Source organism: Lactiplantibacillus sp. C232 (genome assembly GCF_023806725.1).
Taxonomy (GTDB): domain Bacteria; phylum Bacillota; class Bacilli; order Lactobacillales; family Lactobacillaceae; genus Lactiplantibacillus; species Lactiplantibacillus plantarum.
In genome coordinates this window covers 36,731-62,232 of record NZ_JAMSKZ010000013.1, presented here as the reverse complement: position 1 = coordinate 62,232, position 25,502 = coordinate 36,731, and the positions used below count along the sequence as shown (strand labels likewise).

The 25,502-nt window shown below is 46.5% G+C and carries 23 protein-coding genes and 1 other annotated feature; of the genes, 13 read left to right on the top strand and 10 right to left on the bottom strand.

The annotated features are described in order from the left end of the window. Position 1: 1 nt before the first annotated feature. From dapG to MZO41_RS12250, 5 genes are all read left to right on the top strand, one after another. Positions 2 to 1,204 (top strand): aspartate kinase, encoded by a 1,203-nt coding sequence (gene dapG, locus MZO41_RS12270; RefSeq protein WP_003641214.1) that lies wholly within the window; start codon positions 2 to 4, stop codon positions 1,202 to 1,204. Positions 1,205 to 1,398: 194 nt separating this feature from the next. Next, positions 1,399 to 2,880 (top strand): UDP-N-acetylmuramoyl-L-alanyl-D-glutamate--2,6-diaminopimelate ligase, encoded by a 1,482-nt coding sequence (locus MZO41_RS12265; RefSeq protein WP_015825270.1) that lies wholly within the window; start codon positions 1,399 to 1,401, stop codon positions 2,878 to 2,880. 343 nt (positions 2,881 to 3,223) lie between these two features. After that, positions 3,224 to 4,624, top strand: coding sequence for an MFS transporter (locus MZO41_RS12260; RefSeq protein WP_033098986.1), 1,401 nt, complete (start codon positions 3,224 to 3,226; stop codon positions 4,622 to 4,624). Then, positions 4,608 to 5,624 carry an alpha/beta hydrolase gene (locus MZO41_RS12255; RefSeq protein WP_021356405.1) on the top strand — a complete coding sequence of 339 codons (1,017 nt, stop codon included), beginning with the start codon at positions 4,608 to 4,610 and terminating at the stop codon, positions 5,622 to 5,624. The genes MZO41_RS12260 and MZO41_RS12255 overlap by 17 nt, the downstream gene beginning before the upstream one ends. A gap of 143 nt (positions 5,625 to 5,767) precedes the next feature. Further along, a complete protein-coding gene (locus MZO41_RS12250) occupies positions 5,768 to 6,097 on the top strand; it encodes a bacteriocin immunity protein (RefSeq protein WP_003641210.1) in 330 nt (109 codons plus the stop codon). Between the two features lie 208 nt (positions 6,098 to 6,305). Here the strand turns inward: MZO41_RS12250 and MZO41_RS12245 are convergent, their stop codons facing one another. The 6 genes from MZO41_RS12245 to MZO41_RS12220 form a co-directional block, all read right to left on the bottom strand. After that, complete coding sequence (locus MZO41_RS12245; RefSeq protein WP_003644074.1) at positions 6,306 to 6,974, bottom strand: histidine phosphatase family protein; 669 nt, start codon at positions 6,972 to 6,974, stop codon at positions 6,306 to 6,308. Between the two features lie 131 nt (positions 6,975 to 7,105). Continuing rightward, positions 7,106 to 7,723, bottom strand: coding sequence for a GNAT family N-acetyltransferase (locus MZO41_RS12240; RefSeq protein ID WP_225871433.1), 618 nt, complete (start codon positions 7,721 to 7,723; stop codon positions 7,106 to 7,108). A 2-nt stretch (positions 7,724 to 7,725) separates the two neighbouring features. Next, positions 7,726 to 8,490: a YibE/F family protein gene (locus tag MZO41_RS12235; RefSeq protein WP_003641207.1), complete on the bottom strand. Its 765-nt coding sequence runs from the start codon at positions 8,488 to 8,490 to the stop codon at positions 7,726 to 7,728. Further along, entirely contained in the window at positions 8,487 to 9,737 is a 1,251-nt protein-coding gene (locus MZO41_RS12230; protein ID WP_013355323.1) for a YibE/F family protein, read from the bottom strand. The genes MZO41_RS12235 and MZO41_RS12230 overlap by 4 nt, the downstream gene beginning before the upstream one ends. Then, complete coding sequence (locus tag MZO41_RS12225; protein ID WP_013355322.1) at positions 9,701 to 10,702, bottom strand: hypothetical protein; 1,002 nt, start codon at positions 10,700 to 10,702, stop codon at positions 9,701 to 9,703. Before MZO41_RS12225 ends, MZO41_RS12230 begins: the two co-directional genes overlap by 37 nt. A gap of 420 nt (positions 10,703 to 11,122) precedes the next feature. Next, complete coding sequence (locus tag MZO41_RS12220) at positions 11,123 to 11,905, bottom strand: flavodoxin family protein (protein ID WP_013355320.1); 783 nt, start codon at positions 11,903 to 11,905, stop codon at positions 11,123 to 11,125. Between the two features lie 335 nt (positions 11,906 to 12,240). Between MZO41_RS12220 and MZO41_RS12215 the strand changes: the two genes are divergently transcribed. Beyond that, positions 12,241 to 12,567, top strand: coding sequence for an ArsR/SmtB family transcription factor (locus MZO41_RS12215; RefSeq protein ID WP_003641203.1), 327 nt, complete (start codon positions 12,241 to 12,243; stop codon positions 12,565 to 12,567). A gap of 191 nt (positions 12,568 to 12,758) precedes the next feature. Here the strand turns inward: MZO41_RS12215 and MZO41_RS12210 are convergent, their stop codons facing one another. The 3 genes from MZO41_RS12210 to MZO41_RS12200 all read right to left on the bottom strand — a co-directional run bounded on the left by MZO41_RS12210 (position 12,759) and on the right by MZO41_RS12200 (position 15,946). Further along, positions 12,759 to 13,640 carry an RluA family pseudouridine synthase gene (locus MZO41_RS12210; RefSeq protein ID WP_003644066.1) on the bottom strand — a complete coding sequence of 294 codons (882 nt, stop codon included), beginning with the start codon at positions 13,638 to 13,640 and terminating at the stop codon, positions 12,759 to 12,761. 42 nt (positions 13,641 to 13,682) lie between these two features. Next, positions 13,683 to 15,491, bottom strand: coding sequence for a DNA helicase RecQ (gene recQ / locus MZO41_RS12205; protein ID WP_003644065.1), 1,809 nt, complete (start codon positions 15,489 to 15,491; stop codon positions 13,683 to 13,685). A 257-nt stretch (positions 15,492 to 15,748) separates the two neighbouring features. Then, positions 15,749 to 15,946, bottom strand: coding sequence for a helix-turn-helix domain-containing protein (locus tag MZO41_RS12200; RefSeq protein WP_003641200.1), 198 nt, complete (start codon positions 15,944 to 15,946; stop codon positions 15,749 to 15,751). A gap of 219 nt (positions 15,947 to 16,165) precedes the next feature. Between MZO41_RS12200 and MZO41_RS12195 the strand changes: the two genes are divergently transcribed. The 7 genes from MZO41_RS12195 (at position 16,166) to MZO41_RS12165 (ending at position 23,332) form a co-directional block, all read left to right on the top strand. After that, a complete protein-coding gene (locus tag MZO41_RS12195; RefSeq protein ID WP_003644064.1) occupies positions 16,166 to 16,432 on the top strand; it encodes a hypothetical protein in 267 nt (88 codons plus the stop codon). Positions 16,433 to 16,482: 50 nt separating this feature from the next. Further along, the gene (locus MZO41_RS12190) at positions 16,483 to 17,715 is read left to right on the top strand and encodes an RNA polymerase sigma factor sigma-70 region 4 domain-containing protein (protein ID WP_003645742.1); all 1,233 of its coding nucleotides are present in this window, start codon (positions 16,483 to 16,485) and stop codon (positions 17,713 to 17,715) included. Between the two features lie 35 nt (positions 17,716 to 17,750). Beyond that, on the top strand, positions 17,751 to 19,157 hold the full coding sequence (locus MZO41_RS12185) for a C69 family dipeptidase (RefSeq protein ID WP_252129687.1): 1,407 nt from the start codon (positions 17,751 to 17,753) through the stop codon (positions 19,155 to 19,157). 123 nt (positions 19,158 to 19,280) lie between these two features. After that, positions 19,281 to 19,533, top strand: a binding site (T-box leader). A 76-nt stretch (positions 19,534 to 19,609) separates the two neighbouring features. Next, a complete protein-coding gene (gene asnA / locus MZO41_RS12180) occupies positions 19,610 to 20,617 on the top strand; it encodes an aspartate--ammonia ligase (RefSeq protein ID WP_003641196.1) in 1,008 nt (335 codons plus the stop codon). Positions 20,618 to 20,655: 38 nt separating this feature from the next. Then, positions 20,656 to 21,951, top strand: a complete 1,296-nt coding sequence (gene asnS / locus MZO41_RS12175; RefSeq protein WP_003644061.1) for an asparagine--tRNA ligase — start codon at positions 20,656 to 20,658, stop codon at positions 21,949 to 21,951. Between the two features lie 169 nt (positions 21,952 to 22,120). Further along, positions 22,121 to 22,750, top strand: coding sequence for an NAD(P)H-dependent oxidoreductase (locus MZO41_RS12170; protein WP_003644060.1), 630 nt, complete (start codon positions 22,121 to 22,123; stop codon positions 22,748 to 22,750). A 108-nt stretch (positions 22,751 to 22,858) separates the two neighbouring features. Continuing rightward, positions 22,859 to 23,332, top strand: coding sequence for a MarR family winged helix-turn-helix transcriptional regulator (locus MZO41_RS12165; RefSeq protein ID WP_003641193.1), 474 nt, complete (start codon positions 22,859 to 22,861; stop codon positions 23,330 to 23,332). A 275-nt stretch (positions 23,333 to 23,607) separates the two neighbouring features. Here MZO41_RS12165 and MZO41_RS12160 read toward each other — a convergent pair whose 3' ends face one another. Further along, complete coding sequence (locus MZO41_RS12160; protein ID WP_013355316.1) at positions 23,608 to 25,497, bottom strand: FAD-binding protein; 1,890 nt, start codon at positions 25,495 to 25,497, stop codon at positions 23,608 to 23,610. Positions 25,498 to 25,502 lie beyond the last annotated feature (5 nt).

Sequence of the window (25,502 nt, the reverse complement as noted above, 5' to 3'; positions counted from 1 at the left end):
AATGGAAATTATTGTTCAAAAGTTCGGCGGCACGTCAGTCAAGGACGAAGCCGCCCGTATTCAAGCTTTAAAGCACGTTCAATACGCCGTCGATCAGGGCGATAAAGTCATTGTCGTTGTCTCAGCAATTGGCCGGAAAGGTGCCCCTTACGCCACCGACTCATTACTCGGATTAGTTGGGGCCGAGCACTCCCGCTTAACCAATCGAGAACTCGACATGTTGGTCTCAGTTGGGGAAACCATCTCGACCGCTGTCTTTACCGAGTTAGCGCGTAAGCAAGGCCTAAACGTCACGGCCATGACTGGTCATGATGCTGGCATCGTGACTAACGACGATTTTCAAAATGCGAAGATTCTCCGCGTTGATCCGAAACCAATCACGGACGCCTTTATTGACGCCGACGTGGTAGTCGTAACTGGTTTTCAAGGTGCTACTGAGAGCGGCCACATTACTACGATTGGCCGTGGTGGTTCCGATACATCAGCAGCCATCCTCGGTGCCGCTTTAAAAGCAAAACGTGTTGATATTTTTACTGATGTCAACGGCATGATGACTGCCGATCCACGACTCGTCACCCACGCCCGCTTCATTAAGGCCATCAGCTACGAAGAACTCGCTAACATGGCCCATGAAGGTGCTAAGGTCATTCATCCGCGTGCTGTTGAAATTGCAGAACAAGCTCACGTGCCGATGCGGATTCGGTCAACTTATCAGGAACCCGACGAATTAGGGACTTTAGTCACTGACCGGACCACGACCCAAATCGAACATTATCGTACCGTGACAGGGATTGCACACCAAACTGATTTGACGCAATTTACTGTTCCTACCGATACGTTAAGTTCAAGTGCCATTTTCCAATTGATGGCACAGCACGGTTTGAGTGTTGACTTTATTAACATTACACCACACCAAGTTGTCTTCAACCTGGTTGATGGTGACGCGGACGTTGCCAAGCAGCTACTGACTGACGCGCACGTCCATTGTCAGTCAATTGCGAACTGTGCTAAAGTTTCCGTTGTCGGTGCTGGTATCACTGGGACACCCGGCGTCACTGCTCGGATCGTCTCGGCATTAGCTGCACAACATATCGATATTTTACAATCGACCGATAGTTATACGACCATCTGGGTGCTCGTTAAGGAAGCCGATTTAAAAGCGGCCATGAACGCCTTACATGATGAGTTCTTAGGAATCGAATAACCATCCCTGCAAGTCCGGCTTAATTGCCGGGCTTTTTTGTTGACCTAGATTGGCCTGGAGATGGCACGTTCAACCAGCAGCACACCATGTACCGAGCGATTACAAGCATAATTTCAATTCTCATTTGGGGTGACAATTATCCGGTTTGCATGTATTCTAGAAACAGTAACTTTATTGAAAAGGACGCTAATATTATGCAAGCAAGTCAATTAATTAATAGTTTAAAATTCAAGCAGGTTCAGCCCGCCTTGACCACGGACTTTGATGTCACCATGCTGACGCAGGATACCCGCGAAGTTCAGCCCGGCGCCATGTTTATTGCCGTCGTTGGTTATCACGTCGACGGTCACGACCTCGTTGATCAGGCCATCGGAAAAGGGGCCAAGATCATCGTGGCGTCAAAACCTTTAGACGTCAACGTACCGGTCATCTACGTTGAAAACACCGAACGCGCTATGGCAATTCTTGCCGACGTTTTCTACGGTGCGCCTAGTCAAAAGATGCGGATGATTGGGGTGACGGGTACCAATGGTAAGACCACTGTCACCCACCTGATCGAACAAATCTATCGTGATCAGCAGCAAGCCACCGGCCTGATTGGGACCATGTATCGCAAAATCAAGGATGAAAAACTGCCAACTGCCAACACCACCCCCGACGCCATCACAACGCAACGGACTCTAGCGGCCATGCGGGATGCCGGTGTTGAAACTGTCGCCATGGAAGTTTCTTCAATTGCCCTCGTACTCGGACGGGTCTGGGGGATTGATTACGACATCGCCGTTTTCACGAACTTGACGCAAGACCATTTGGATTTCCACAAAACAATGGCTAAGTACACGGAAGCCAAGGCCATGCTCTTTGCACAACTGGGCAATAAGTACAGCGCCGACGGAACTAATAAGGTCGCTGTTCTGAACACCGATGATCCCGTTGGCCGTGAATTTGAACAGTACACGGCAGCGCACGTACTAACATTTGGACTCAAACCAGATGCCATGATCAACGCACAAAATGTTGAAATCAAGAGCCACGGGACTGAATTTGACCTCTCCGTCTTCGGCCACGTAACCCACGTGACGATGCAACTGATTGGCCAGTTCAACGTGTACAACATGCTGGCGGCCTTCGCCGCAGCTTACGCTAGTGGCATCCCCGAAGACCAAATCATTAAGTCACTGGAGAAGGTTACCGGCGTTAAGGGCCGCTTCCAATCCGTTCCTTCCCACACGGGTGTCAGTGTCATCGTTGACTACTCACACACTCCGGACGGCTTATTGAATGCCCTAGAAACGATTCAAGATTTCGCGACTAAGGATATTTATTGCGTCGTCGGCTGTGGTGGTGATCGCGACAAGACGAAACGGCCAAAGATGGCTAAAATTGCTGTCGAACACAGTACTAAGCCAATCTTTACTTCTGACAATCCTCGGACGGAAGACCCAACCATGATTCTAAATGACATGGTTGCCGGCGTGCCAAACGCCGACGTGCCCGTCTACGAAGACCGCCACGTTGCCATCGCCAAGGCCATTGAAGCAGCACAACCCGGCGACGTTGTTTTAATCGCTGGTAAAGGCCACGAAGATTATCAAATCATCGGCCGGACTAAGCATCACTTTGATGACAGTGAAGAAGCCGCTAAAGCACTAGCTCTGAAACCAACCATTGATTAATGGTCAAAACAGAACTGACCGACAAGGCTATTTTCAATTCTATTTCTGTTAACAATTGGTGACATCCGCGACACGCGTCTTTAACCATTAACACCCCCAGCAACAGCTAATTTGATTGGCCGTTGCTGGGGGTGTTTTTTGCTTGTTTGGCTTTCTCCCAACCAGCGCTACAAAACAGGCATCAGTCGTGTTTGTACAAAAGATGCACCCACCTTTCGATTATTAACCAGCCAAACTATCGCCTATCTTTGATAATTCACCTAATTTGGAAATATAATTATGTTGATAAAAGGGGTTAATTATCATTGTTAGTTTAAGTTTAATTCGTTTGGGGGGATTTATAATGTCAATTTTTCAAACTTGGAAACGCCGAATTGCATACGGTTCCACTGACATGGCCGGTAATATTATTTGGCAAATGGTCAGCACTTACTTACTGTTCTATTACACAACGGTCGCGGGCATCTCAGCTGCTTTTGCAGGAATGCTGTTCTTCGTCGTGCGCTTCATTGATGCGTTTGATGCATTGATTTATGGTTATTTGATTGATCATACACACACGAAGTATGGACAATCGCGCCCCTACTTTGTGTGGTTTGGCATTCCGTTAGGGTTGCTGGCCATGTCGCTATTCATGATTCCATCATTTGGCGGCAATACCACAATGCGACTCGTCTACATTTCAATCACTTACACTTTCTTTAGCCTGATTTATTCTGGTGCCAACACGCCCATTACTTCGATTTTACCAAGCTTGACTGATGATAGCGTTGAGCGGACCAAGTTAGCGAGTGCTCGGATGGTCATGACAACCATCGGGACCAGTGCAGTGGCTGCCATCACTTTGCCAATGGTTAAATTACTCGGCAAAGGCAATCAGTCGAAAGGTTTCACCCTCTGGGCTATTATCTTAGGCCTCGTTATCATGGGACTCTTCATCTTTGCTTTTCTCAATCTCAAGGAAACTAACGGTGCACAAAATCCAGACGGTACCACTGAGTCAGCCGAATCACTCTCAATCTGGCAAAGCTTGAAGGGTGCGGCTAGCAACAAACCATGGCTATTATTAGCCTGCTCATTCATTCTGCTACAAACCTTCTGGATGCTACGGGGAAATTCAGCGATCTTCTTTATCAAATACGTCTACGGTCGGCCTGAATTAGCGCCAATTTTCCTGGGGATTGGCTTTGTTTCCGTCATCGGGAACCTGTCCGTACCATTCCTATCACAACGCTTTAAGAACCGTAACGTTTTGCAGTTTTCACTCGTACTGGGCGTTATCGGCCAACTACTGCTGCCAATCGCTGAAAAGATGCGTAGTGTGGGCCTACTAATTGCTGGCTCCGTCATTTTCTTGATTGCGATGGGGATCACGTTCACGATTGTCTTCGCGATGCTATCAGATACCGTTGACTACTCAACGAAAGTACTGGGCCTAAATGAAACCGGATTCTTATCTGCCGTACCAATGATTGGCGCCAAATTAGGAATGGGAATTGGCGGTTTTCTAGCCGGTCAATTTCTCGCATGGGGACAATTCAATGCCAAGGCAGCTGTACAGTCCGGACGAACCATTACATTTATTAATCTCGCTTTTATTTGGATGCCGATTATTTTATTAGCCGCGATGATTTCCATGATGCAATTCTATCGGTTAGACGAAAAAGAATTACAAGCCAACAAGGCCGACGCAGCGGCTAAAGTTGAACCTAAGGAGGATGTTGAATATGATGCCAACAATTAATTCGATTCAAACAACCGTCAACGGCGTCGTCAAAATCGTTAAACCATTTAACAACGACATCGCCGGTGAACAATTTGACCCGCACGTCCTTCAAACACTAACGGCCTTCAAACAACCAGCCATCCTTGAAAATGATCTAGCGGCGCTCCGCAGTGGTAGTTTAACCCCCGCCATCGCGGACCCTGTTGGTGATGCTGTTACAGTTCAAAGTCGAAATATTACGGCTCTGAATCGCACGGTCAGCGTTGAATGGCTGACACCACAAAATGTCATTAATCACACAGTACTGGTCTACTTCCACGGTGGTGCCTTTTACGGCGGTGTTCCCGGCAATAATACGGTCCTTTTAAAGCTGGTCGCAGCTAAAAGTCACTGCGAGATTCTTAATGTCGATTACAGCTTAGCGCCAGAAGCACCAGCACCCGCTGGTATTTTAGACGGGCTCGCGATTTTCCAATATTTGGAACAACGTGACGCTGAAACAATGATTACCGTTGCTGGCGATTCGGCTGGCGCTAACGTCATCATGGCTGCAACAAATCTGAATCAACAACTCGGTAGCAATCGTATCAATCAACAACTGCTGTTGTACCCAGTTACCGCCCCAAATGCTGACCACGCCGGTCCACTCTGGGATTTGGCCGCCTTTCCGATTATTGACTCACAGCGTGCCATTCTCACCAACTATCACGGCCTCTTTCGGCAACTTGACAGCATCATGACGGATTATTATGTTCCGGAGAACTTTGATTCACATTCTCCACTCATCTCACCGCTACACCAGGAAGACTTCACAATGACACCACCAACCACGATTATGGTCGGCGAGTTTGATCCCTTCCGACCACAAGCTTGGGCTTATGCACAACGCCTGGCCGCTGCCGATACTGCAACCACGTTTATTCAGTATCAGGGCTTGAACCACGCTTTCGCACCATTAGTTGATCAGTATTGGCAAAGCCAAGATGTGGCCCAAGTGATGGCGGCCGCGTTAATTTAGCGACCAGGGCATATCAAAAATCACCAGTATCACGTTGCAGAAATCACATGTAAAAAACAAGCGGACTGATAAAAACCGCCCCGCATTTTACTATCCGAAATGCGGGCGGTTTCGCGTTAAGCTAACATTTAAGTCTGAGACTTGTGCTATACTCTTGGCATGGGGGGATTAACGTGAACAAAAATGATAAAGCCAAGCGTTTGATGCAACAAATCGACGTTGCCTATAATGATCCTGAAGTTAAACAAGACGCACAAGTTCGTGCTGACTTACTTCGCTATGCTATGGAACTTGACAAGAACGGTAACTATTTATTAATTGCCACTAAAGTTAACGGCATGGCAATGCGCGTCATGCGTGATCACATGCACCAACCACTCCAAGCAATTAACACACTCTACACCCAAACCGCCCGCACCTCCGAATATTATTGGGGCGTGGCGGCAGCTAGTATTTTTAGTGGGCTGTGGTAAAGCACTATCACGTGCGAGCGCTCACTATAAATCATATTAACAACAGTTTTGAACCGGAACACAGACAAATAACTTGAATCAACCGTTAATTTCGAAGGGACGCTCCTGACAAACCATGCCAGAAGCGTCCCTTTACTAACTACTTAAAATTTTATCGATCAGAGTCAAGTTAACAGCTAAAGTAAGGCGTTGTACTTGGCTCAGCCATTTACTTCAAGTACCCGGTTTCATTCCAAGTCGTCAGTTCAAAATGCTGATTATCCGTCGTCGATAACACTGTCAGGCTATCATTATCCACGATACCGTGGCCCACTGTCTTCATAACTTGCCCATCGACCACAAAAGGTGCTCGTAATTCTGCTACGGGGACACCCATTAACGCCTTGACAGTCATCGTCGTCACCAGACCGTGCGATACGATTAATAGTGGTTGCGTGCTAGCTACCCCAACTTGATCAATCAAACGATGTAGCGTCGAAGTCGTTCGGGTGACAAAATCCGCATAACTTTCGCCACCGCCAGCTAGTTCCGGTCGGTATTCGGCGGGTTTAGTAAAAATAACTTGGGCGTAGGACTGCGGCTGTACTTCCGCTTCCTGTTTGCCGTCCCAATCACCAAAATCAAACTCACGCAAGCCATCGTCGATTTGAATCGGCGGTTGCCACTGATTGGCAGCCACAATGTATTTCGCCGTATCCAGCGCTCGTTGCTGCGGACTGCTATATACTGCTGAAAATTGGGTGGTGCTTAAGTAATCACCAGCGGCCTTTGCCCCATCGATTCCGCTAGCAACCAGCGGGGAATCTGCTCGTCCACCTTGAAATCGGTGTTCTAAGTTATATTGTGTTCGACCGTGACGAATGAAATAAATCTGCATGGCACGTTCACCTTCCTAATCCGTTCAATAGTTTAATTCTAACTGTGTCATGCTCAATAGAAAAGTCTTCAGTGCCATAATGACGTAAAAAAATACCGTGGTCTAAGAAACACACCACGATATTTCAGTTATTATGATAAAGGCTTAACCAAGTGCTGGTACGGATGTGTGCCAATCATGAGCTGACCATCCGGGACAAAACCATGCCGGTGGTATAACTTAGCTGCCCGGGGATTGCCATCATCAACGTTTAAACTCAGTTTCGTGGCCCCCAGTTGACCAACGAGTCCTGGTAATGCTTCTAGTAAGGCACTACCAACTCCGTGGCCCTGAGCTTGCGGATCAACTGCCAACATGCTTAAATACCACTCATTCGGCCGGGTCTCACCACCTAATTCCAGTGGTGCCTCAAACCCCGCATGATGACCTGAAGTCGTCCGCAACAAATCGTTTACAGCGACTTCATTCTTCGCTAAGTGCCCAAACGCGACACCGACGATCTTGTGATCCATGACCGCCACAAAAGTCTGCGCTAACCCATCTAAATTGGCCGGTCGCTGATACAACTCAGTCAACATTGCCAATAGGTCGGCCTCGCTAACATTTTTTAAGACTGGCATTTCCATATCACGGTAAATCATCGCAATCAATGGTGCAATTTGAGCACTATCTTGCGGTTGTGCCGTTCGAATTTCCATCATCACAACGCTCCCAACTGTTTTCTCAACCGTAGCAAATCCCGCGGTCATCGTCAATCGTTGTGCTTAATTTGTTGCCGATGTTGAATCGTCATCACCCACGTCGTGACGGGAACTACCAGGATAACGCCAATTAACGAGAATAATACCATTAATACTTCCGCAACAAATATTTTATTATTGATAACACTCCCGAAGGAATAATGTAAGCCCGCAAACCAGATAAATAGCGCCAAGAAGCCACCAAAAAAGCCGAAAAACAAGGTATTAAAAGTCGTCCCGATAATCTGCTTACCAATACTGATACCATCGATATAGAGTCGCTTAGTTGGCAACTGCGGATGCTGCGCCAGAATTTCACTCAGACCAGCCGCAATCGCAATAGCAGCTTCCGCAATGGCCCCTAGTGTACTTAAAATTGCTTCAGTTACTGCTACGCCAATAAAGGAGACCCCAATGGCTAACGACATACCTTCCAGATCTTCACTATCTTCTAAACTAAAGCCCTGCGCCATGATCCAATTTTCAACGGGAAAAATAATCAGCACTAAAATGACCATAACAATCAATGCTGCAATATAAGCTGGCTTGGCCGCCACTTCGTTGTCCTCCCCAAAGAAAATCGTGAAGGCCAAGATGATTGTCCCAATGACCAACGACACCCCCATTGCTGGAAAGCCCCATGAAATCAAAACAACCGCTAAAAACAACAATCCAAAGTTAAATAACAAACTCAAAAAGGCCGTCGCTCCAGTCTTACCACCAATTAATGTCATCAAACCTAGTAAAATTAATCCTAAAACGGTAATCGTGTTCATGCCATCACCGCCTTAGGCATCAATCGACTGGCTAACCAACTGGCTACTGGAATCGCTAAAACGATACCGATACCAGAAATCAAACTTTGGACCATCCCCAACGACATATTCATTGTAAAAGTGTAACCCCAGCTATTGCCGTTACGGAAATAGAGCAAAGTCATCGCGAAAGTATCCGCCATGAAAATCAAAAATAGCACGTTGATCAAGGGCCCCATAATAGACCGGCCAATTTGAATACCCGACTTAAATACTTGTCGTGGTGCAATGTCCGGGCGCTCCGTTTTCAATTGAAACAATGAAGCAACAATATCTGTTGATTCATCCATGACTGCTCCGAGTGAACCGAGAACTGTTTCGACTAAAAATAGCGGTCGGGGCACCTGCGTCACGTACTGCATCGATTCATAAGTCACACCACGCTCATGGGTCACCGCAAAGACGATCAGACTAATAATGACAGCCAGTCCCGTGCCAACCACAGTCGCGCCCAATGTTACTAACATTTGACGACTAAAACCGAGCACTAGCAACAGTGTGAGCACGGCGAAGATTACAGCCAATACGCCAAAGAGCAGGTAAATGTGGCCACCATTAGTAGCTAAATCGATCTGAATGGCGGCATAAAATAGTACAGCGTTGAGCGCGACACTCAAAAAGGCCATCAGACCACTGAAACGCATGATTAACAAGAGCAGTGCTAGGGCTAACCACGCGACAAACGCCAAGGCAGTATCTCGTTTTAACCCCTGAATCGTCACTGCACTACTATGATCACTAGGAATCCGTAAGAAAACTTGATTACGGACGTGATACGGCTGATCCATTGCGCCCGAGCGCGTATACGTATTCTTGATCTGGTAAGTTCGACCACGATGTGCCTTATTGAGCACCCGGACCGTTACCAACTGTGTCACTGTCGCATCCTTATTTTCAAATTCATCCGTCGTCGTGCTTCGACTCTTAGTCTGCACGTGGGTCACTTGTGCAACTGTCTGCTGATAAAGTCCCGCATTAACCCGGGTCAATCCAACCCCGATTAGTCCTAAAACAATCACCAGCAGTGTTAACCACAACCCCCACCGTTGCTTGATTCGCTGTTTCACATTTTCACCTTTTTTCACTTCAATGGTCACCAGTTTACCACCCATTCCCCAATACAAACTTCGATTCTGGCAATCTTTAACAGAATCTAAGTTTCTACGGTAATCTAGGCCGTTACTTGAACGCGTAAAGCTTTCAGCCAAGCAATTTCTTCCTCATCGTGGAGGCGCTGAGCAATTTTTAGTCCCTTTTCAATCAATGCTAGGGCCTGTTCAGGCTGCTGATGGACCCGCCATTCATAAACGGCAGTTAACTTATAATGAGCCAAAGGTTGGTAACGACGTAATAACTGTTGAACACCATCATCTTGATACCAGGCTATGATCTGGGGGTCACGATGATTGGTGACCAAGTTCCAGTACAATGTCGCATCTAAATACTTCGCCAAATCAGCTGGCGGCAACGTATTGAAACTTGGCTCCAAGCGACTCAACCCCGCTAACAGTTCGGGGGTGTCCAGCCCATGTTGAAGTCCCCATTCCAGAATCAACCAGGCTTGCCGGACGACTAAATAATTCCGATTGCCACCATCGCGCGGCATAACAATCATACTCGCATCAAGGTCACGGACACTACCGGTCTGAACCTTAACGGCCGCAGCACACGCAGTGACATACGCGGCGGTCATCGCCGCCGTTGATTCGCGTGCCTGCCGAAATTCCTGGCCCGCCGTGGGATAACCGTGCAAGTTCATTGGTAATAATTGGGCGGCTTTCAACGTATTGACCCAGATCCAAATAATGAACGCAAACAACCATAAATCGAAACTAAACTTAAATTGATTCAGAGTTATTAAACTGAGCATGACCGTCAGTAAGTTGAACAGGCCACCGCCAAAACAATAAATGGCGTGATTGAACCGTTTGGCATCCGCCGGGGGTGCTGCCACGATATGTGGATGACGCGTCAGCGGTCGTTCTAATTTCCAATGACCACGAACCCGACTTAATTGAAGTCGAAAACCGGTAATCCGGACAATTCGAGCACCAATTAATCGAAATCCGACCCACTGACCGAGCCAATGAATTAACGTCGCACCTAGTTCGCTGGCGACTAGTGCCAATCCTAGCCAACCGACTGTTGCAATAAATTGTCCAAAAACTTGCATGCTATTCCTCCTTGTACCTTGATTGACAGCCTTTATTTAACAAAATTAATTTTGAAATCAATAACACGTTTTTGGGCATGACCCATGATTAGTTTTTTTACAAAGTTAGATTCAAAAACCGGCAGCTTGGATGCGCCAAAACCGAAACCAATCACAGCATGCTGCCAAATAAAAATTCATCTAATTTAACATGTTTTAATTATGGTTCATACGCCTGGCAACCAGTACCAAGTGTCCTCATTTTCTAATTCGACGATACCATATTAATTATACGCGTGGACACTGAAATAATCGCTGGTACTTCGTAATTGCTCTTATTATAGCAAAACAAGCTGACCTCCGGCGATTAAGACGCCAAGCCCAGCTTGCTAATCAATTGAATTTTAATGTCGTTGTTGCTGAATGCACATGCCGTATCCCTTAACGACGCCGGTGTTTAACAACAGTGAAGAAATGTAAAATCATTGCTAAAAGAACGTAAAAGACGACGACAAAGACGCCGTAGTAGGCCCAAAAATTGTTCAGCGGAATCAATTGTTGAATCCCCGCTTCGATTCCCATTGTCAGTAGTGCCATTACCGCAATCATGAAGAATAATTGAATATACCGTTTCATCGTACTGTCATCCCTTTCCTTTTTATGTGCAGCCCGCGCGCCGACCCGTTCACATTCTGCTTGCTTAGCAGCTGTGATGGTTTGCATACCCCACGTTTTAGTTACGACAATCTCCCGTAATTTGATGAGACCACCCATCGTCAAAAATTTATCAAGTGTTTTAAACGTTGCGTCAGTCACGCCGGTCAAATAATTTTCAATACCACCCGCGTAACAATCCGTGATCGTCACATAATGCTTGTTCTTAAAGCGATCAGGTACCGCTTCACCCACGGAATTAAACCGTGCGATCCGCCCCCGAAAACAGTCACAGAAGTTTTTCATTACCCCCGATAAGCTCCCCAAATAGGTTGGTGCAGCTAATACCCAGACATCCGCCGCCATTAATTTTGCTTCCAGCGCGTCTAAGTCAGCATTCGGTTGACTATCGTGATCTGGTCGCAACTCATAATCGTTGAGGTTGACTAGTTCCGTGTCAGCGCTGGCCGCGGCCCCCTTTAAGACGGCTTGCAGTAGCTGGGCAGTCACGCCATCAGCGCGATGCGCACCTAATATTCCTAAGACTTTCACATTTTCCACTCCCATCATTCATTCAAAAGCTATTTTTATTTTAACGCATTTCAACATAAAAATATGGTTATCAAACGAACAGCAATTGTTAAACCCGCTAATAGTACTTACTTTTAACAAAAAGGTTTGACAATCGATTAACGACTTGCTTTAATTATACATAAGTACGAACGTTCCAATAACAATTAGTCTAACTGACAACTTGTAGACTTAAAGTTTTCTTGGCTGCAACTATTTCACCAGAACTTGAACAATCGAGCTGTCATACCAACACTTAACAACTAATTCAGCGTACTGCCGATGGGGGGAGTTAGTCCTTAAGTGTAAATTGAATTTGAAAGGACGCAGTCACCATGGCTAATTTTCAACAATCCGAAACGGCACTTATTGAAAGTGCCACACTAATTAATATCTTCGCCGAAAAAATTCGGCGTCAGATTATCATTGCTCTGGGGAACAGTGATAATGGTCTCAACGTTACTGATATTACCGCCTTGGTCAATATTTCACGCCCCGCCGTTTCACATCATCTACGCTTAATGCGTGAAGCTGGGGTCATTGATATGCGTAGTAACGGGGTCGAGCATATTTATTTTCTCACGTTAACCGCACCATTACAGCAATTACAGGCAACTTTTGCGACGCTAACGGCTGATAACGCGCCACTTAGTCAGTCGTAAGCACTAGCGCCTCATTCAATAGTCACCGCAGCCTTCAGGATAACGCGGGCCTGCAACTTACCCGCTAAACGTTAGCTTGATTTTAGACGGTTGCCAACCAAAAATCGGCACTGCCAGAATGTTCAACGCATTCTAGCAGTGCCGATTTTTATTAACCATTCATCCGGATGGTCACTGGTCCTAAACTGAACTTAGTCGTGATTCAAGGCTTGCAGATCAGCTGGCAATGCCGCCTCAAAGTGTAAAGTCTGTTCCGAAAAGGGGTCAAAGAACTGTAAACTAGCGGCGTGTAAGGCTTGCCGTTGAATCCACGCCAAGTTACCGCCATACAGCGCATCACCTAATAAGGGGTGCCCAAGCGTCGTTAGATGGACCCGAATTTGATGCGTCCGTCCAGTCACAAGTTCCAACCGTAACCGACTCACGTTATGCTGCAATTGGTCCGCCTCCACTTGATACGTCGTAATGGCGCGTTGGCCCGCCGTGGTGACCACTCGCCGAGGACTGTCAGCCACCCGGCCAATCGGGCGATCAATTGTGCCACTAGCCGGCGTAATGGTCCCTTCGATCCAAGCTTGATACGTCTTCACTAATTGCGCCGCAATTCGGGGCTCTGTCAACATCCCCTGCGCCACCCGATGTTTAGCAACTAACACAAGGCCACTCGTATCCCGGTCCAACCGCGTGATCAGGTGCGGTCGTTGATTACTGGCATGACTGGCTATCAAATAACCCTTGATTCGATTGACCAACGTATCGGTCCGATTACTAGGCCCCGGCACGCTGGTTAACCCGGCTGGTTTATTAAGAACGAGCCAATTAGCATCTTCATACTCAATTTGGATTGGTTGTTCGCTGACGGCTACCGCTGTATCCGGTGCCTCGTCTGGTAGTTGAATTCCCGCAATATCGCCATCATGAATGGTAATAACGCCCGTTTGAACTTGATTATTGACAAGAAACGCGCCGGTGCCATGCTTGATTGCCTTGATTGTTCGCATACTGATGGCATGCGTCGTCAAGAATCGTTTCATTGCCATTGATTGCCCCTGGTGTTGCCAAGTAAATTCCATACGTGTTACTCCATTTCATCTCGTAGTTTACCAATCAGCCATCTAATCAGTTTCCTCATCGGTGCTAGTTGCTGATTCCGCATGAGCTGCCGCTCGAATCGTCGCCATAAAGGTTTCACCATACTTTTCAAGTTTGCTGGCCCCGACCCCTTTGACCATTAAGAAAGCTGCGTCGTCTTCTGGCATCAGGTCACACATCGAATGAAGCGTCCGGTCAGAAAAAATCACAAATGGTGGTACGCCCTGTTCTTCCGCCAATTGACGCCGAAGTGTCCGCAACTGTTCGAAGAGGGCACTGTTCTCTGGTACCGTCTGTTGCACCTTTTGGGCCGTCTTTCGGTGTACCGTGGTCGTTCCTTTAAGCACGGCCACTCCACTCGCTGAGACTGTCAGTGTTGGATACTGACCACCCACCGACTGCAAATAACCGCTCGCAGTCAAAAAATCGATCAGTTCCACGACACTCTTCTGTCGCTGCCCGGACATCAACCCGTACGTCGACAACGTATTGAGGTTCGATTCGCGGACCCGTTGATTATTAGCGCCCGTCAATACCTGGGCCACGACCCCTTTACCGAACCGGGAATGAAGCCTAACGACGCACGATAAGACTTGTTGAGCTGCCGTGGTGATATCCTGTGATTCCCGCTGATCAGTACAATTACTACACCGACCACACGGCGCGGATTTTTCACCAAAGTATTTCAAGATAAACTGTTGTAAACAGCCCTGGGTATTCGCATACCGTGTCATCACCTGTAGCTTCTGATACGCCAGGTGTCGGTGCTCCGTATCCATCTCCGACTCATCAATAAAGAAGTGCTGAAGTTGAATATCAACCGGTCGAAAAATCAAAATCGCTTCACTAGGTAACCCATCCCGGCCAGCCCGACCGGCTTCCTGATAATAAGCTTCCAAAGTTCCGGGGACCTGCGCGTGAATCACAAAACGCACGTTACTCTTATCAATGCCCATTCCAAACGCGTTGGTTGCCACCATGACGTCAACACGGTCGTACAAGAAATCCTCTTGGTTTTGCCGCCGAACCGCATCATCTAGCCCAGCGTGGTACGGCGTGGCCTTAATATCATGCTTTTGCAACAAACTCGTCAGACGCATCACTTCTTTACGGGTGCTGGCGTAAATAATCCCGGCTTCACCATGATTAACTTTCAAATAATCTAAAATGTAACGGTCCGTGTCTTGGTCCTTGACCACCGTCAAATCCAAGTTATCGCGGGCAAAACCAGTATTCACTTCATGTTGTGGATCGATCGCTAAGCGGCCGCAAATATCCGCAGCAACTTGCTCAGTTGCCGTCGCAGTTAAAGCTAGAACTTGCGGATGGGTCGGCAATTGTTCAATCGCCGTGCTGAGCGCTAAATAACTGGGACGAAAATCGTGCCCCCACTGTGAAATACAGTGGGCCTCATCAATTGCTAACAGTTGGATGGGCAACCGGCCCAGCGCTTGAATAAAATAATCCGAATCTAACCGCTCGGGTGCCACATAAAGTAAGGTATAATCCCCCGCCCGTAGTTCTTGAAGCCGTTCGTTAATCTCTTGGAAATCCAGTGAACTGTTAATAAAAGTCGCCGCGATACCATTATCATTTAACGCGTCTACCTGATCTTTCATTAAAGAAATTAATGGTGAGACAACGACGGTCAGCCCCTGAAAAAGTAACGCTGGGATTTGGTAACATAATGACTTACCACCCCCAGTCGGCATAATCGCTAGGGTGTTTTCACCGGCCAACACTTGTTCAATCACTGCTTTTTGCCCCGGTCGGAATTCATCATATCCGAACGTGGTCTTTAATACTTGCTGTGCCGCCGCTAAGTCAATCATCACACGTAAACTCCCTCTTTGAATTAATACTCTCATTCTACCGAGAATACCGGCCCATGACAAGAACGCGCCCCGGTAATCACTAGGTACGTTAAGTCGCACTTGCGCCACGAAAACTATCAAAATACCGAAAAGTGCCCGTCCCTATTGATTTTATAGGAACGGACACTTTAAAGAGACCGATATTGATTAAACGACCATGTCAGATTGGCCATCAAAGGGCACTCGCCCACACAGTTTATATGTACAATGCTGACTTAGCCTTGCTTGGGTCGGCCACGGTGATCCACCAAACCTTCCATGCCGTGTTGTCGATATTTTCGTACCCATGTATAGACTTGTGGATACGAAACATTAAAATGCTTAGCGGCTTCTCGATAATCGTTGCAATGGTCCAGCGTATACTTTACGATCGCAATTCGTTCTTCCAGCGTTGCGCGTCGTCCTCGATCCATGACTCGGCCTCCTCTCATTCACTACTATTCATCATACCAAGAGTTCTCAATTTTTTGTAGCTTTTTCCCCGTGACTTGCCTGATTCGTTGCGATTTTTAATAAATTATTTCGAAACAGTCCAGTGCACCTAACGCTCATCTTAAAATAAATTTGTTAACGCAGTTATTTTGCTTGCATTTAAGAACGTATGTTCGTATACTCGTATTGAGGTGATTAGCATGCAGTCAGAAAATCTAACCGTTAAGTATTTAAATAAAAGCAAAATATTAAAGTTGGACCCCTTTATGTTGTACTTACAAGTCACGCCATTAAAGGCGACCGAGCCTACGCCCATCAACTGCATCATCGTCAAGCATGCATTGACTTTATTTTACCAACTCCAACCTGACGCACAACTAGCACTCTACGGTCACTATAACACCAGGCACCAATTCGTGATTACCAAATTCATGGTTCGATCTGCAGTGCAAACACTAGCCAGCTAATGTACAAAGCCGCTAAAATATAAGTACTTAGATCAGAGGAGCTGTTGTCGATGATGCCAACGAACCTAACCTTACTTGAGCGTAAGATCTCAAATAACTTGAATTGTCTATACTTTGTCAACCATCCCGTTTACCGTATTCAAAAGGACCATCAATTAGCACTCGCTTCAGAATACAGCCTTGCCGGCAACGTGACCGAAATTATCTGTGATGAACAGCAGCGCTATCATATTTTATTCGTGGCGCGTAAAGAAATTGTCTTAACTGAAAAGAAGGTCGCTAAAGTAACCAATAACCAGCTCGGGCAGGATACCGTTCAATTTCTGGCGACGCTGGGATACCAGTTTCCCCCTGCGCAGCCGGCCGGTGAACTAAGCCAACCCACGATCCTACCTTCACCAACGGAATTGAGTGAATGTCCGACCGCTTACGTAATCATCGACTGCGAGTTCGGCACTCGCTTTCGTCGTAATGGCTCCGCTAAAGCCGTCAGTTGGCACGTCATCGAATCACCCGAATTACGGGCTAGTATCTTCCAGCTCAGTGCCATCGGTTTTTCCCATCATACGCAGACAGCGCCTTTTTTCAATCGTTACTTCGATGATCCTAACTTTTTACCTGACAAAAAGTTGGCCGGTTTATCAGCAACTGGCTTAACGACCGTCGCTTACGAGGCGCAAGGCGACCCCTTGACGATTCTAAAAGCATTCATCCAGCAAGTTATCCAGCCACAACTCCCCCTCGTTTTTTGGGATCAGACACAGGACATGAAACACATTCGATTATTACTAACTCAGTATTATCAGCAATTGACCCCCACCGAACAGCAGCTAGTCAGTCGCCCGGTCACGATTTTTGATGCCCAAGCCTATACGAATACCTTGATCAATCGTGGCAACCATAAGGTCGGTAGCCATGATCTGCCATTAAATGGCTTAGCCGCACTTTTTAATATCAGCAATCCACACCAGCATAACGCCATTTGGGATGTTCAGACAACTGAATTAGTCATGGTTAAGCTTGCTGAACTAACTCACCAAACGCCGGTAATCACTACACCGCCTGCACCGATCGCACTACCAGCTACGGTGCCAGCGGTGGTTCCGTCAATCCAGACGCCTAGCCCCACACCACAACATGCCAGCCACGCGCAAGTTCACCAGTTACGGGCACGTGGCAAGACTTACCGTGAAATTGCGGCGGTCACCGGTTTTAGTATTAGCGGGATTAATTATATTCTCAAAAAAGCCCGTTCTATCCCGACCCGCTCAGAAAGCGTATAATGATATTAATAGCTTAAAAGGAGTGTTTTAATATCATGGAAAAACGTATTAAAGGTTCATGTACCACGATTCTCGTCGGTAAAAAAGCCTCAATCGATGGCTCGACCATTATTTCACGAAACGATGATGGTCACGAAGCCCTAGACCCCGAACGATTAGTTGTGGTCAATCCCGCAGATCAACCCCGGCACTATCAGTCCGTCATTAGTAAGGTCGAAGTCGACTTACCTGACAATCCCTTACGGTATACTTCAATTCCCAACTCAATCTTGACCAATGGAACCTGGCCAGCAGCAGGGATCAACAGTGAGAACATCGCCATGTCCGCAACCGAAACCATCACCACGAACTCGCGTATCTTGGGAATCGATCCCTTCGTTGCCGGCGGAATTGGTGAAGAAGACCTTTGCACCCTAGTATTACCATACATTCACAGCGCCAAGGAAGGCGTTACTCGTCTAGGTGCCCTGCTTGAACAATACGGGACTTACGAACCAAACGGTATCGCTTTTTCTGATCAAGACGAAATCTGGTGGTTAGAAACCATTGGTGGTCACCACTGGGTTGCTAAACGTATTCCTGACGATGCTTACGTGGTTGCTCCGAACCGCATGAATATTGACGATTTCGATTTTAACGCTGAGGATACCTTAGCTTCAGCTGACCTTGAACAATTGATTGAAGATTACCACTTGAATCCTGACTTTGACCGTGTCAACTTGCGGCATATCTTTGGGAGTGCTTCAATCAAAGATACGGTTTACAACAACCCCCGGGCTTGGTTCGGTCAGAAATACTTCACGCCGGACGTTGTACAAGATCCAATGGAACAAGACTTACCATTCATCTGCCATGCTAACCGTAAGATTTCTATCGAAGACGTCAAGTTCGTTTTGAGTTCTCACTTTGAAAACACGAAATACGATGTTTACGGAAGTGGCTCTGAAGCTGACAAAACCCTTTTCCGGCCAATCGGGATCAACCGTAACCACGATGTGCACATCTTACAGATTCGCAACAACGTCCCCGCTGCTGTTGCCGGTATTCACTGGTTAGCCTTTGGTGCCAATACCTTCAACACGGTCGTACCATTCTATGCAAATGTCAATGACACGCCAGCTAGCTACAAAGATGCGGACGGCACCTTTAATCTCAACCACATGTACTGGTTAAGCTGTACAACCGCCCTTTTGGGTGACACCGACTACGACTTTTACGTGGATATGCGGAATAGTTACGAACTCGAAGCCATGAGTGCTTACCGTAAAATCGAGAATGATACCGACGCTGACTTGGCTAACCACCAAGACGTCACGGCCTATCTTGAAACGGCTAACCAACAATTGGCCGATACCGCGATGAAGTTACAAACTAAATTACTCGGCGATATGGTCATTGCCGGTTCTGAAAAAATGAAATTACGTTATAATTTAAACGATTAATTAAGCCCGGTAGCTTGCGGTTTTAGCTAAGATTTTTATGGTGAATTCATGAGACTAAACTAATTTATTTTTAATTTAGTGGTTTACAAATACCAGAATCGTGCTAATATAAATGTCACAAGATAAAAAACGGAGGAAAGAGGAGTACGATTAGTCAACCTGCCAGTGAATCGGGAGTGAGTGGAAACCCGACCAGAACTTGACTAATCCGAAAAACACTTTCTTAGTTGCTAACTGAAATAACCTCGTTAAAGTAGGATTAGCCGTTAACCGGTACGTTACCATCGGTGGTGTATGTTTGTACACTATTTTAAAGCTGGTTTACTGTAAGGTAAACAACTTGGGTGGTACCGCGAAAGAGTCTTTCGTCCCTTGATAATTCAAGGGATGGAAGGCTCTTTTCTTTTATCCTGTAACTAAAATCTGAACTTATTTTAAAGGAGACCACGCATATGCATTTAATTATTCCAAAGGATTACGATCCTAAATTATCCGTTAAAGAAACCCAACAGGCCATTCGTTACATTCGTGAAACGTTCCAAGATGAATTTGGGAAGCAACTAAACTTATCTCGGCTTTCAGCACCGATGTTCGTTGAAAAGAAAACTGGTCTGAACGATAACTTAAACGGTGTCGAAAAACCTGTCTCCTTCACTATGCAAGACATGGGTGATGAACAAATCGAAATCGTTCACTCACTTGCTAAGTGGAAACGGGTCGCTTTAAAGCGCTACGGTTTTGATATGCATGAAGGTCTCTACACGAACATGAACGCTATTCGTAAGGATGAAGATTTAGACAACTACCACTCCGCCTACGTCGATCAATGGGATTGGGAAAAAGTGATCAGTAAGGAAGAACGAACCGTTGAAACTTTGAAAGCCACGGTACGTCAAATCTTTAAAGTGATCAAGCACATGGAACACGAAGTTTGGTACAAGTTCCCACAAGCCGTTCACCACTTACCAGACGAAATTCACTTCTTAACCACACAAGAGCTCGAAGACATGTACCCTGACATGACGCCGCGCGAACGCGAAAACGCCATTTGCAAGAAACTCGGCTGTGTCTTCTTAATGCAAATTGGCTGGAAGCTTGATTCCGGCGAACGTCACGATGGCCGCGCCCCCGACTATGATGACTGGAAGTTGAACGGCGATATCCTCTTCTGGTATGAACCATTAGACCAAGCTATCGAAATCTCAAGTATGGGAATCCGGGTCGATGCTGAATCAATGAAGAAACAACTTAAAGACGTGGACGCCGAAGACCGGCTTAGCTTGCCATACCACCAAATGATCTTGAACGCGGACGTCCCTTACACGATCGGTGGCGGGATTGGTCAATCACGGCTCTGCATGTTATTACTTGGCAAAGCCCATGTCGGTGAAGTACAAGCTGCCTTGTGGCCACAAGCCATGATCGACCAATGTGCCGAACATAACATTCATTTACTTTAATCTGATTTAAAATCCAACAAGAAGGAGTGATCAATATCATGGAAACCATTAGTATTATCAACGCCGCTGACCATGTCAATGAACAAGTTAAAATTGGGGTGTGGCTCAGTAATAAGCGTTCTAGCGGCAAAATTGCCTTTCTTCAATTACGCGATGGCACAGCAACTTTTCAAGGGGTAGCTCTCAAAAACGAGCTCGGTGAAACAGCTTTTGCACAACTGACCGACCTCGCGCAAGAAACTAGCCTCTGGGTCACCGGCACGATTCATGCAGATACCCGTTCCCCCTTTGGCTACGAGCTTGCCATCTCACAATTTGAAGTGGTTGGGACTAGTCACGACTACCCGATCACGCCCAAGGACCATGGTATTGATTTCCTGTTGGATCATCGCCATCTTTGGCTACGGTCATCGCGTCCCAACGCAATTATGCGAATTCGCAATGAGGTCATTCGAGCCGTTTATGAGTTCTTCAATGACCGCGGTTTTATTAAGATTGACGCGCCGATTTTGACCGGTTCCGCTCCTGAAGGGACGACTGAATTATTCAAAACTGATTACTTTGGTCAGGACGCCTATTTATCACAATCCGGACAGTTATACGGTGAAGCTGGCGCAATGGCGTTCGGCAAAATCTTCACGTTTGGACCAACTTTTCGGGCCGAAAAATCCAAGACTCGTCGCCACTTAACAGAATTCTGGCAACTTGAGCCTGAAATGGCCTGGATGCATCAAGATGAAAGTCTGGAAGTCCAAGAACAATTGGTGGCCTACCTCGTTCAAGCCGTGATTGACCATTGCCCCCACGAACTGGCCGTTTTGGACCGCGATGTTGCGACGTTGCAAAAGTACACCAAGCTCCCATTTCCGCGAGTTTTGTACGACGATGCTATTACACTACTCCAAGCGAACGGCTTTGACGTCGACTGGGGTGTCGACTTTGGCTCACCGGAAGAGACATTTTTGGCAGAACACTTTGACCAACCGGTCTTTGTCTTAAACTATCCCAAAGCAATCAAGGCCTTTTACATGCAGGCACACCCGACGCGCGATGATGTCGTCATTGCAGCTGACCTGTTAGCACCTGAAGGTTACGGCGAAATCATCGGCGGTTCCGAACGCTCAACGGATTATGACTACTTGAAGGAACGGTTACTAGCCAGCGGTCAAGACTTGCAGGATTACGAGTGGTATCTCGATTTACGCAAATATGGTTCGGTGCCGCACTCCGGTTTCGGTATGGGTCTGGAACGTTTTCTGACTTGGATCACTTTGCAAGATCACGTTCGCGAAACCATTCCGTTTCCACGTATGTTGCACCGTATTTACCCGTAAAGTCGCTCCAACCTAGTGCTAGTAGCATTGGTTAATCAAAATTAATCGTGCATCCTTTAAATTCCCCACGCATTTTCGAATGTGTGGGGAATTTTTATCTTATTTGTTGACAAGCAACAATATTCAAGATAAAATGTTGCTTGTCAACAAAATTAAGGAGCTGTTTAAAATGACAAAATTATTAATGATTAATGCTCATCCACACACGACCGTCCCCAGTGCCTCACTGACCGTTGCAGCGAGTTTTAAAACTGCGTATCAGCAAACCCATCCGAACGATGAGATTACGACACGCGATCTTTATCAGGACGGCGTTCCCGCTTTGAACGACACAACCTTCGAAGCTTGGCGTAAACAAAAATACGGTGAAGAACTAACGTCAGTGGAAGCTGAACTACTTAGCCGTCACGCCGCCTGGCTAGCTGAATTTCTAGCAGCCGACAAGATCGTCTTCGTTAATCCAATGTACAATCACTTTCTTCCAGCCGAACTCAAACAATACTTAGACTTAACCGCAGTCGCCCGTAAAACTTTTAAGTACACGGTCAACGGCCCGGTCGGCTTATTACCCGACAAACACGTCTTACACATTCAGGCTGCGGGTGGCTACTATCACCAACCTGATCAGCACAACCAGGTTGAAGCAGGCGACCCCTACCTCCGTGGCATGATGCAACTGTATGGGATTCAGGATTACCGAACCATCTTCATTGAAGGATTGGACCAATTTCCAGAACAGCGAGAACAGGCCATCACTGCCGCACAGGTAGCAGCAGAAAAACTCGCCGGTGAATTTTAAAACCGGTATAATAATAGTAATAAAAGCTAATGATTAATTGATAATTGCGCGCTAACCACCACGAGAACCAGTCGCCATGACGCACAACTATCTAAGGGGGATCAATCGATGTCAATATCCACGGAACAGACAATTCTAACGCAGCTCAAAACGATTCGAACCAAGCGTGCTTCCACTACTGGTGAACAGAAATGGTTACAGCAGCATATCACCGAAGCCAATCTACGCCGCCTGTTGCCGGATATTTCCATCGTTGGCCTACATTTATTATCTGAACTAGAGGCCGGTCCACAAACGGGCATCGACTTAGCTACTAACCTCGGCGTCACTCGAGGTGGTGTGACCCGGGCAGCCAAACGACTCGTAACGCAGGGCTTAATTGGCTCATTCCAGCAACCCGATGATCACAAAAAGATCTTCTACCGCTTAACGCCGAGTGGTCGTAAGCTGGCCCGCTATCATGATAAGATGCATGCAACCCGCAATCATCAAGCAATCACGCTCCTTCATGAACACTACTCACCAGCAGAACTTGCGGTGATTCAACGCTTCTTGGCTGATTTGACGGATTATGAAGCTTAATAAAACCAAAAACACCGCTACGACTAATGCGTTCGTTAGTCACAGCGGTGTTTTTGAATTTCTAATGATTAGTGATTTTGTAATCGATACTTGCGAATTGCCATAATCAATGACAACGTGTTGAGTACCAATGATAAACTGCTGAGGAGCAAACTCGTTTTTGTAATACGCATGAGCGGCCTCCATTGATTGAATTTGTTAATTCTAGTTTACCGGTATTACGCACTAAAAGATACTAAAAGCACTAGGTGATTCGTGGGTTGTGCGATCAGTGGTTAATCATTTGACACGGTCTGTTCGGCCTGGGATAGCGCGTCCTTGACTGCGGCCTTGATGGCACGGCTCGATACAGAAGCGCCGGAAACTGCATCCACATCATAAGTGTTAGCAGCCACCATTTTTGCCGGCAATTCGGCAACTGCCTGACCACCAACTTCACCAGTCTCATGTTGTTCAACTACTTCAACATGAGTTAATTGTTGGTCAACATACGTGATACGAACCACAACTTGCCCACCAATGCCATCATCTGAGCGCCCTAAGTATTGGTGTTCACCAACTGTGATGTCCGGTGATGCTTCAGCTAGCAAATCATTGGCACCAGTCTGATGCACCGAAGCACTAGTATTCGCATCCGGCTTAGCCACTGCTTTTTCATCGACTAATTGTGTCGTTTCTTCCTTAGGTTTAGCTGCATTTTCACCAGCGATTTTTCCAAAAATCAGGCATTCAGCTAAATTACCGCCACCTTGATACTGATTTGCACAAATACCGCCCAATTCACCTGCACCATACAAGTGCGGAATAGGTTGCTGATTTGCATCTAAAATCTCTGCCCGGTCATTACGACGTGGTCCCCCTTGGGTATTAAGTACGTTGTTTGTTAACTTAAGCGCATAATATGGCCCACCATCAAATGCCCGCATCGTATCAACCTGCCGATTAAACGCGTAGTCAGTACCAGACTCGACAAAATAATTGAAATCATGAACGGTCTTGGTAAGTACCGTACCATCAACTTCCATAACTCGTGCTAAGTCGTTTAGAGTAGTGGCCTTCACAACTAAATCGGTGAGATTATTAATCGGCGTATATTGACTTGCTAACATCTGTTGATACTGAGTCTCATCAAAAACCAGGTATGGATGGACATTTGTCCGCGGTACTCGCCACATTCCATGATCATAAATGTGACCGTGCCGGTTGGCTTCACTCTCATCAAAATACCGACTACCGTCATCAGCCACCGTAATAACGCTACCATGGTTAACTTCCGGCCAGCCTAAAATCAAGCGACCACGTTCACCTTGTGGTACGGCAATCGAAAGACCATGTAAAAATCCGAGTGATTCATAATTTTGCATGTGCCAAAAGTCCGCGCCAACTTCTTGGGCCATCTTAATACCAGCACCCTTATTAAACAGCGTGCCTAATGGTGCCAAGTGCTCAGCACCAAGGTAGTCCTGGATGGCTTGTTGATTATTTTCAAAACCACCACATGCTAGGACTACACCATTGGTAGCTCGAACATTAACTAAACGATGCTGACGTTCGATTTGGACACCGATAATTGTATTCGTAGTGGGATCTTGAATCAGATGTTGTGCCGGAGCACTAAGCCAGACATCAATCTGTTGCTGCCGATCTAACACTTTTTGTCGAAGAATTTTCCACAAAGCTGCATCAAAAATGCCATGATGGACAGTTGTAAAGTCATAGGATTGAACTCCATCAAATTCAGGAAACTCATGAACTGCACTGTCTAATGAAATTGGAGAATCAGCAGCTGTAAAATCATTTTTGACACTCACCGGTTCAACATTGAGATACTTTTGAACATAGTCGCGCATATTCGCCATGCCCGCTACGAAAGTATCAATCATACTATCGTCTAATTGCATGGGTGCCGTTAAGTTTTGATAATATTTTTTACCCTCATCGAAACTATCTACCGTTCCTAAGAGTTGGGCAGAATAACGGGTATTGCCTCCTTCATGACCATTCGGCGCTGCATCCGTGAGCAATACCTTCGCATGTGCATCCGCCGCAAACCGCGCTGCTGTCGCCCCGGCACCACCAAAGCCAATAACTACCGTATCATATTGATAATCCCATTTAACCTGATTCATTTTTTGGAGCATGCTGACCACCCTTTCAAAATCCATTTAAC

Bases quoted from the DNA above. Each gene is read 5' to 3' on its own strand.
- dapG (WP_003641214.1), top strand. From the start codon at position 2: ATGGAAATTATTGTTCAAAAGTTCGGCGGCACGTCAGTCAAGGACGAA.
- MZO41_RS12265 (WP_015825270.1), top strand. From the start codon at position 1,399: ATGCAAGCAAGTCAATTAATTAATAGTTTAAAATTCAAGCAGGTTCAG.
- MZO41_RS12260 (WP_033098986.1), top strand. From the start codon at position 3,224: ATGTCAATTTTTCAAACTTGGAAACGCCGAATTGCATACGGTTCCACT.
- MZO41_RS12255 (WP_021356405.1), top strand. From the start codon at position 4,608: ATGATGCCAACAATTAATTCGATTCAAACAACCGTCAACGGCGTCGTC.
- MZO41_RS12245 (WP_003644074.1), bottom strand. From the start codon at position 6,974: ATGCAGATTTATTTCATTCGTCACGGTCGAACACAATATAACTTAGAA.
- MZO41_RS12240 (WP_225871433.1), bottom strand. From the start codon at position 7,723: ATGACCGCGGGATTTGCTACGGTTGAGAAAACAGTTGGGAGCGTTGTG.
- MZO41_RS12235 (WP_003641207.1), bottom strand. From the start codon at position 8,490: ATGAACACGATTACCGTTTTAGGATTAATTTTACTAGGTTTGATGACA.
- MZO41_RS12225 (WP_013355322.1), bottom strand. From the start codon at position 10,702: ATGCAAGTTTTTGGACAATTTATTGCAACAGTCGGTTGGCTAGGATTG.
- MZO41_RS12220 (WP_013355320.1), bottom strand. From the start codon at position 11,905: ATGATGGGAGTGGAAAATGTGAAAGTCTTAGGAATATTAGGTGCGCAT.
- MZO41_RS12215 (WP_003641203.1), top strand. From the start codon at position 12,241: ATGGCTAATTTTCAACAATCCGAAACGGCACTTATTGAAAGTGCCACA.
- MZO41_RS12210 (WP_003644066.1), bottom strand. From the start codon at position 13,640: ATGGAATTTACTTGGCAACACCAGGGGCAATCAATGGCAATGAAACGA.
- recQ (WP_003644065.1), bottom strand. From the start codon at position 15,491: ATGATTGACTTAGCGGCGGCACAGCAAGTATTAAAGACCACGTTCGGA.
- MZO41_RS12200 (WP_003641200.1), bottom strand. From the start codon at position 15,946: ATGGATCGAGGACGACGCGCAACGCTGGAAGAACGAATTGCGATCGTA.
- MZO41_RS12195 (WP_003644064.1), top strand. From the start codon at position 16,166: ATGCAGTCAGAAAATCTAACCGTTAAGTATTTAAATAAAAGCAAAATA.
- MZO41_RS12190 (WP_003645742.1), top strand. From the start codon at position 16,483: ATGATGCCAACGAACCTAACCTTACTTGAGCGTAAGATCTCAAATAAC.
- MZO41_RS12185 (WP_252129687.1), top strand. From the start codon at position 17,751: ATGGAAAAACGTATTAAAGGTTCATGTACCACGATTCTCGTCGGTAAA.
- asnA (WP_003641196.1), top strand. From the start codon at position 19,610: ATGCATTTAATTATTCCAAAGGATTACGATCCTAAATTATCCGTTAAA.
- asnS (WP_003644061.1), top strand. From the start codon at position 20,656: ATGGAAACCATTAGTATTATCAACGCCGCTGACCATGTCAATGAACAA.
- MZO41_RS12170 (WP_003644060.1), top strand. From the start codon at position 22,121: ATGACAAAATTATTAATGATTAATGCTCATCCACACACGACCGTCCCC.
- MZO41_RS12165 (WP_003641193.1), top strand. From the start codon at position 22,859: ATGTCAATATCCACGGAACAGACAATTCTAACGCAGCTCAAAACGATT.
- MZO41_RS12160 (WP_013355316.1), bottom strand. From the start codon at position 25,497: ATGGATTTTGAAAGGGTGGTCAGCATGCTCCAAAAAATGAATCAGGTT.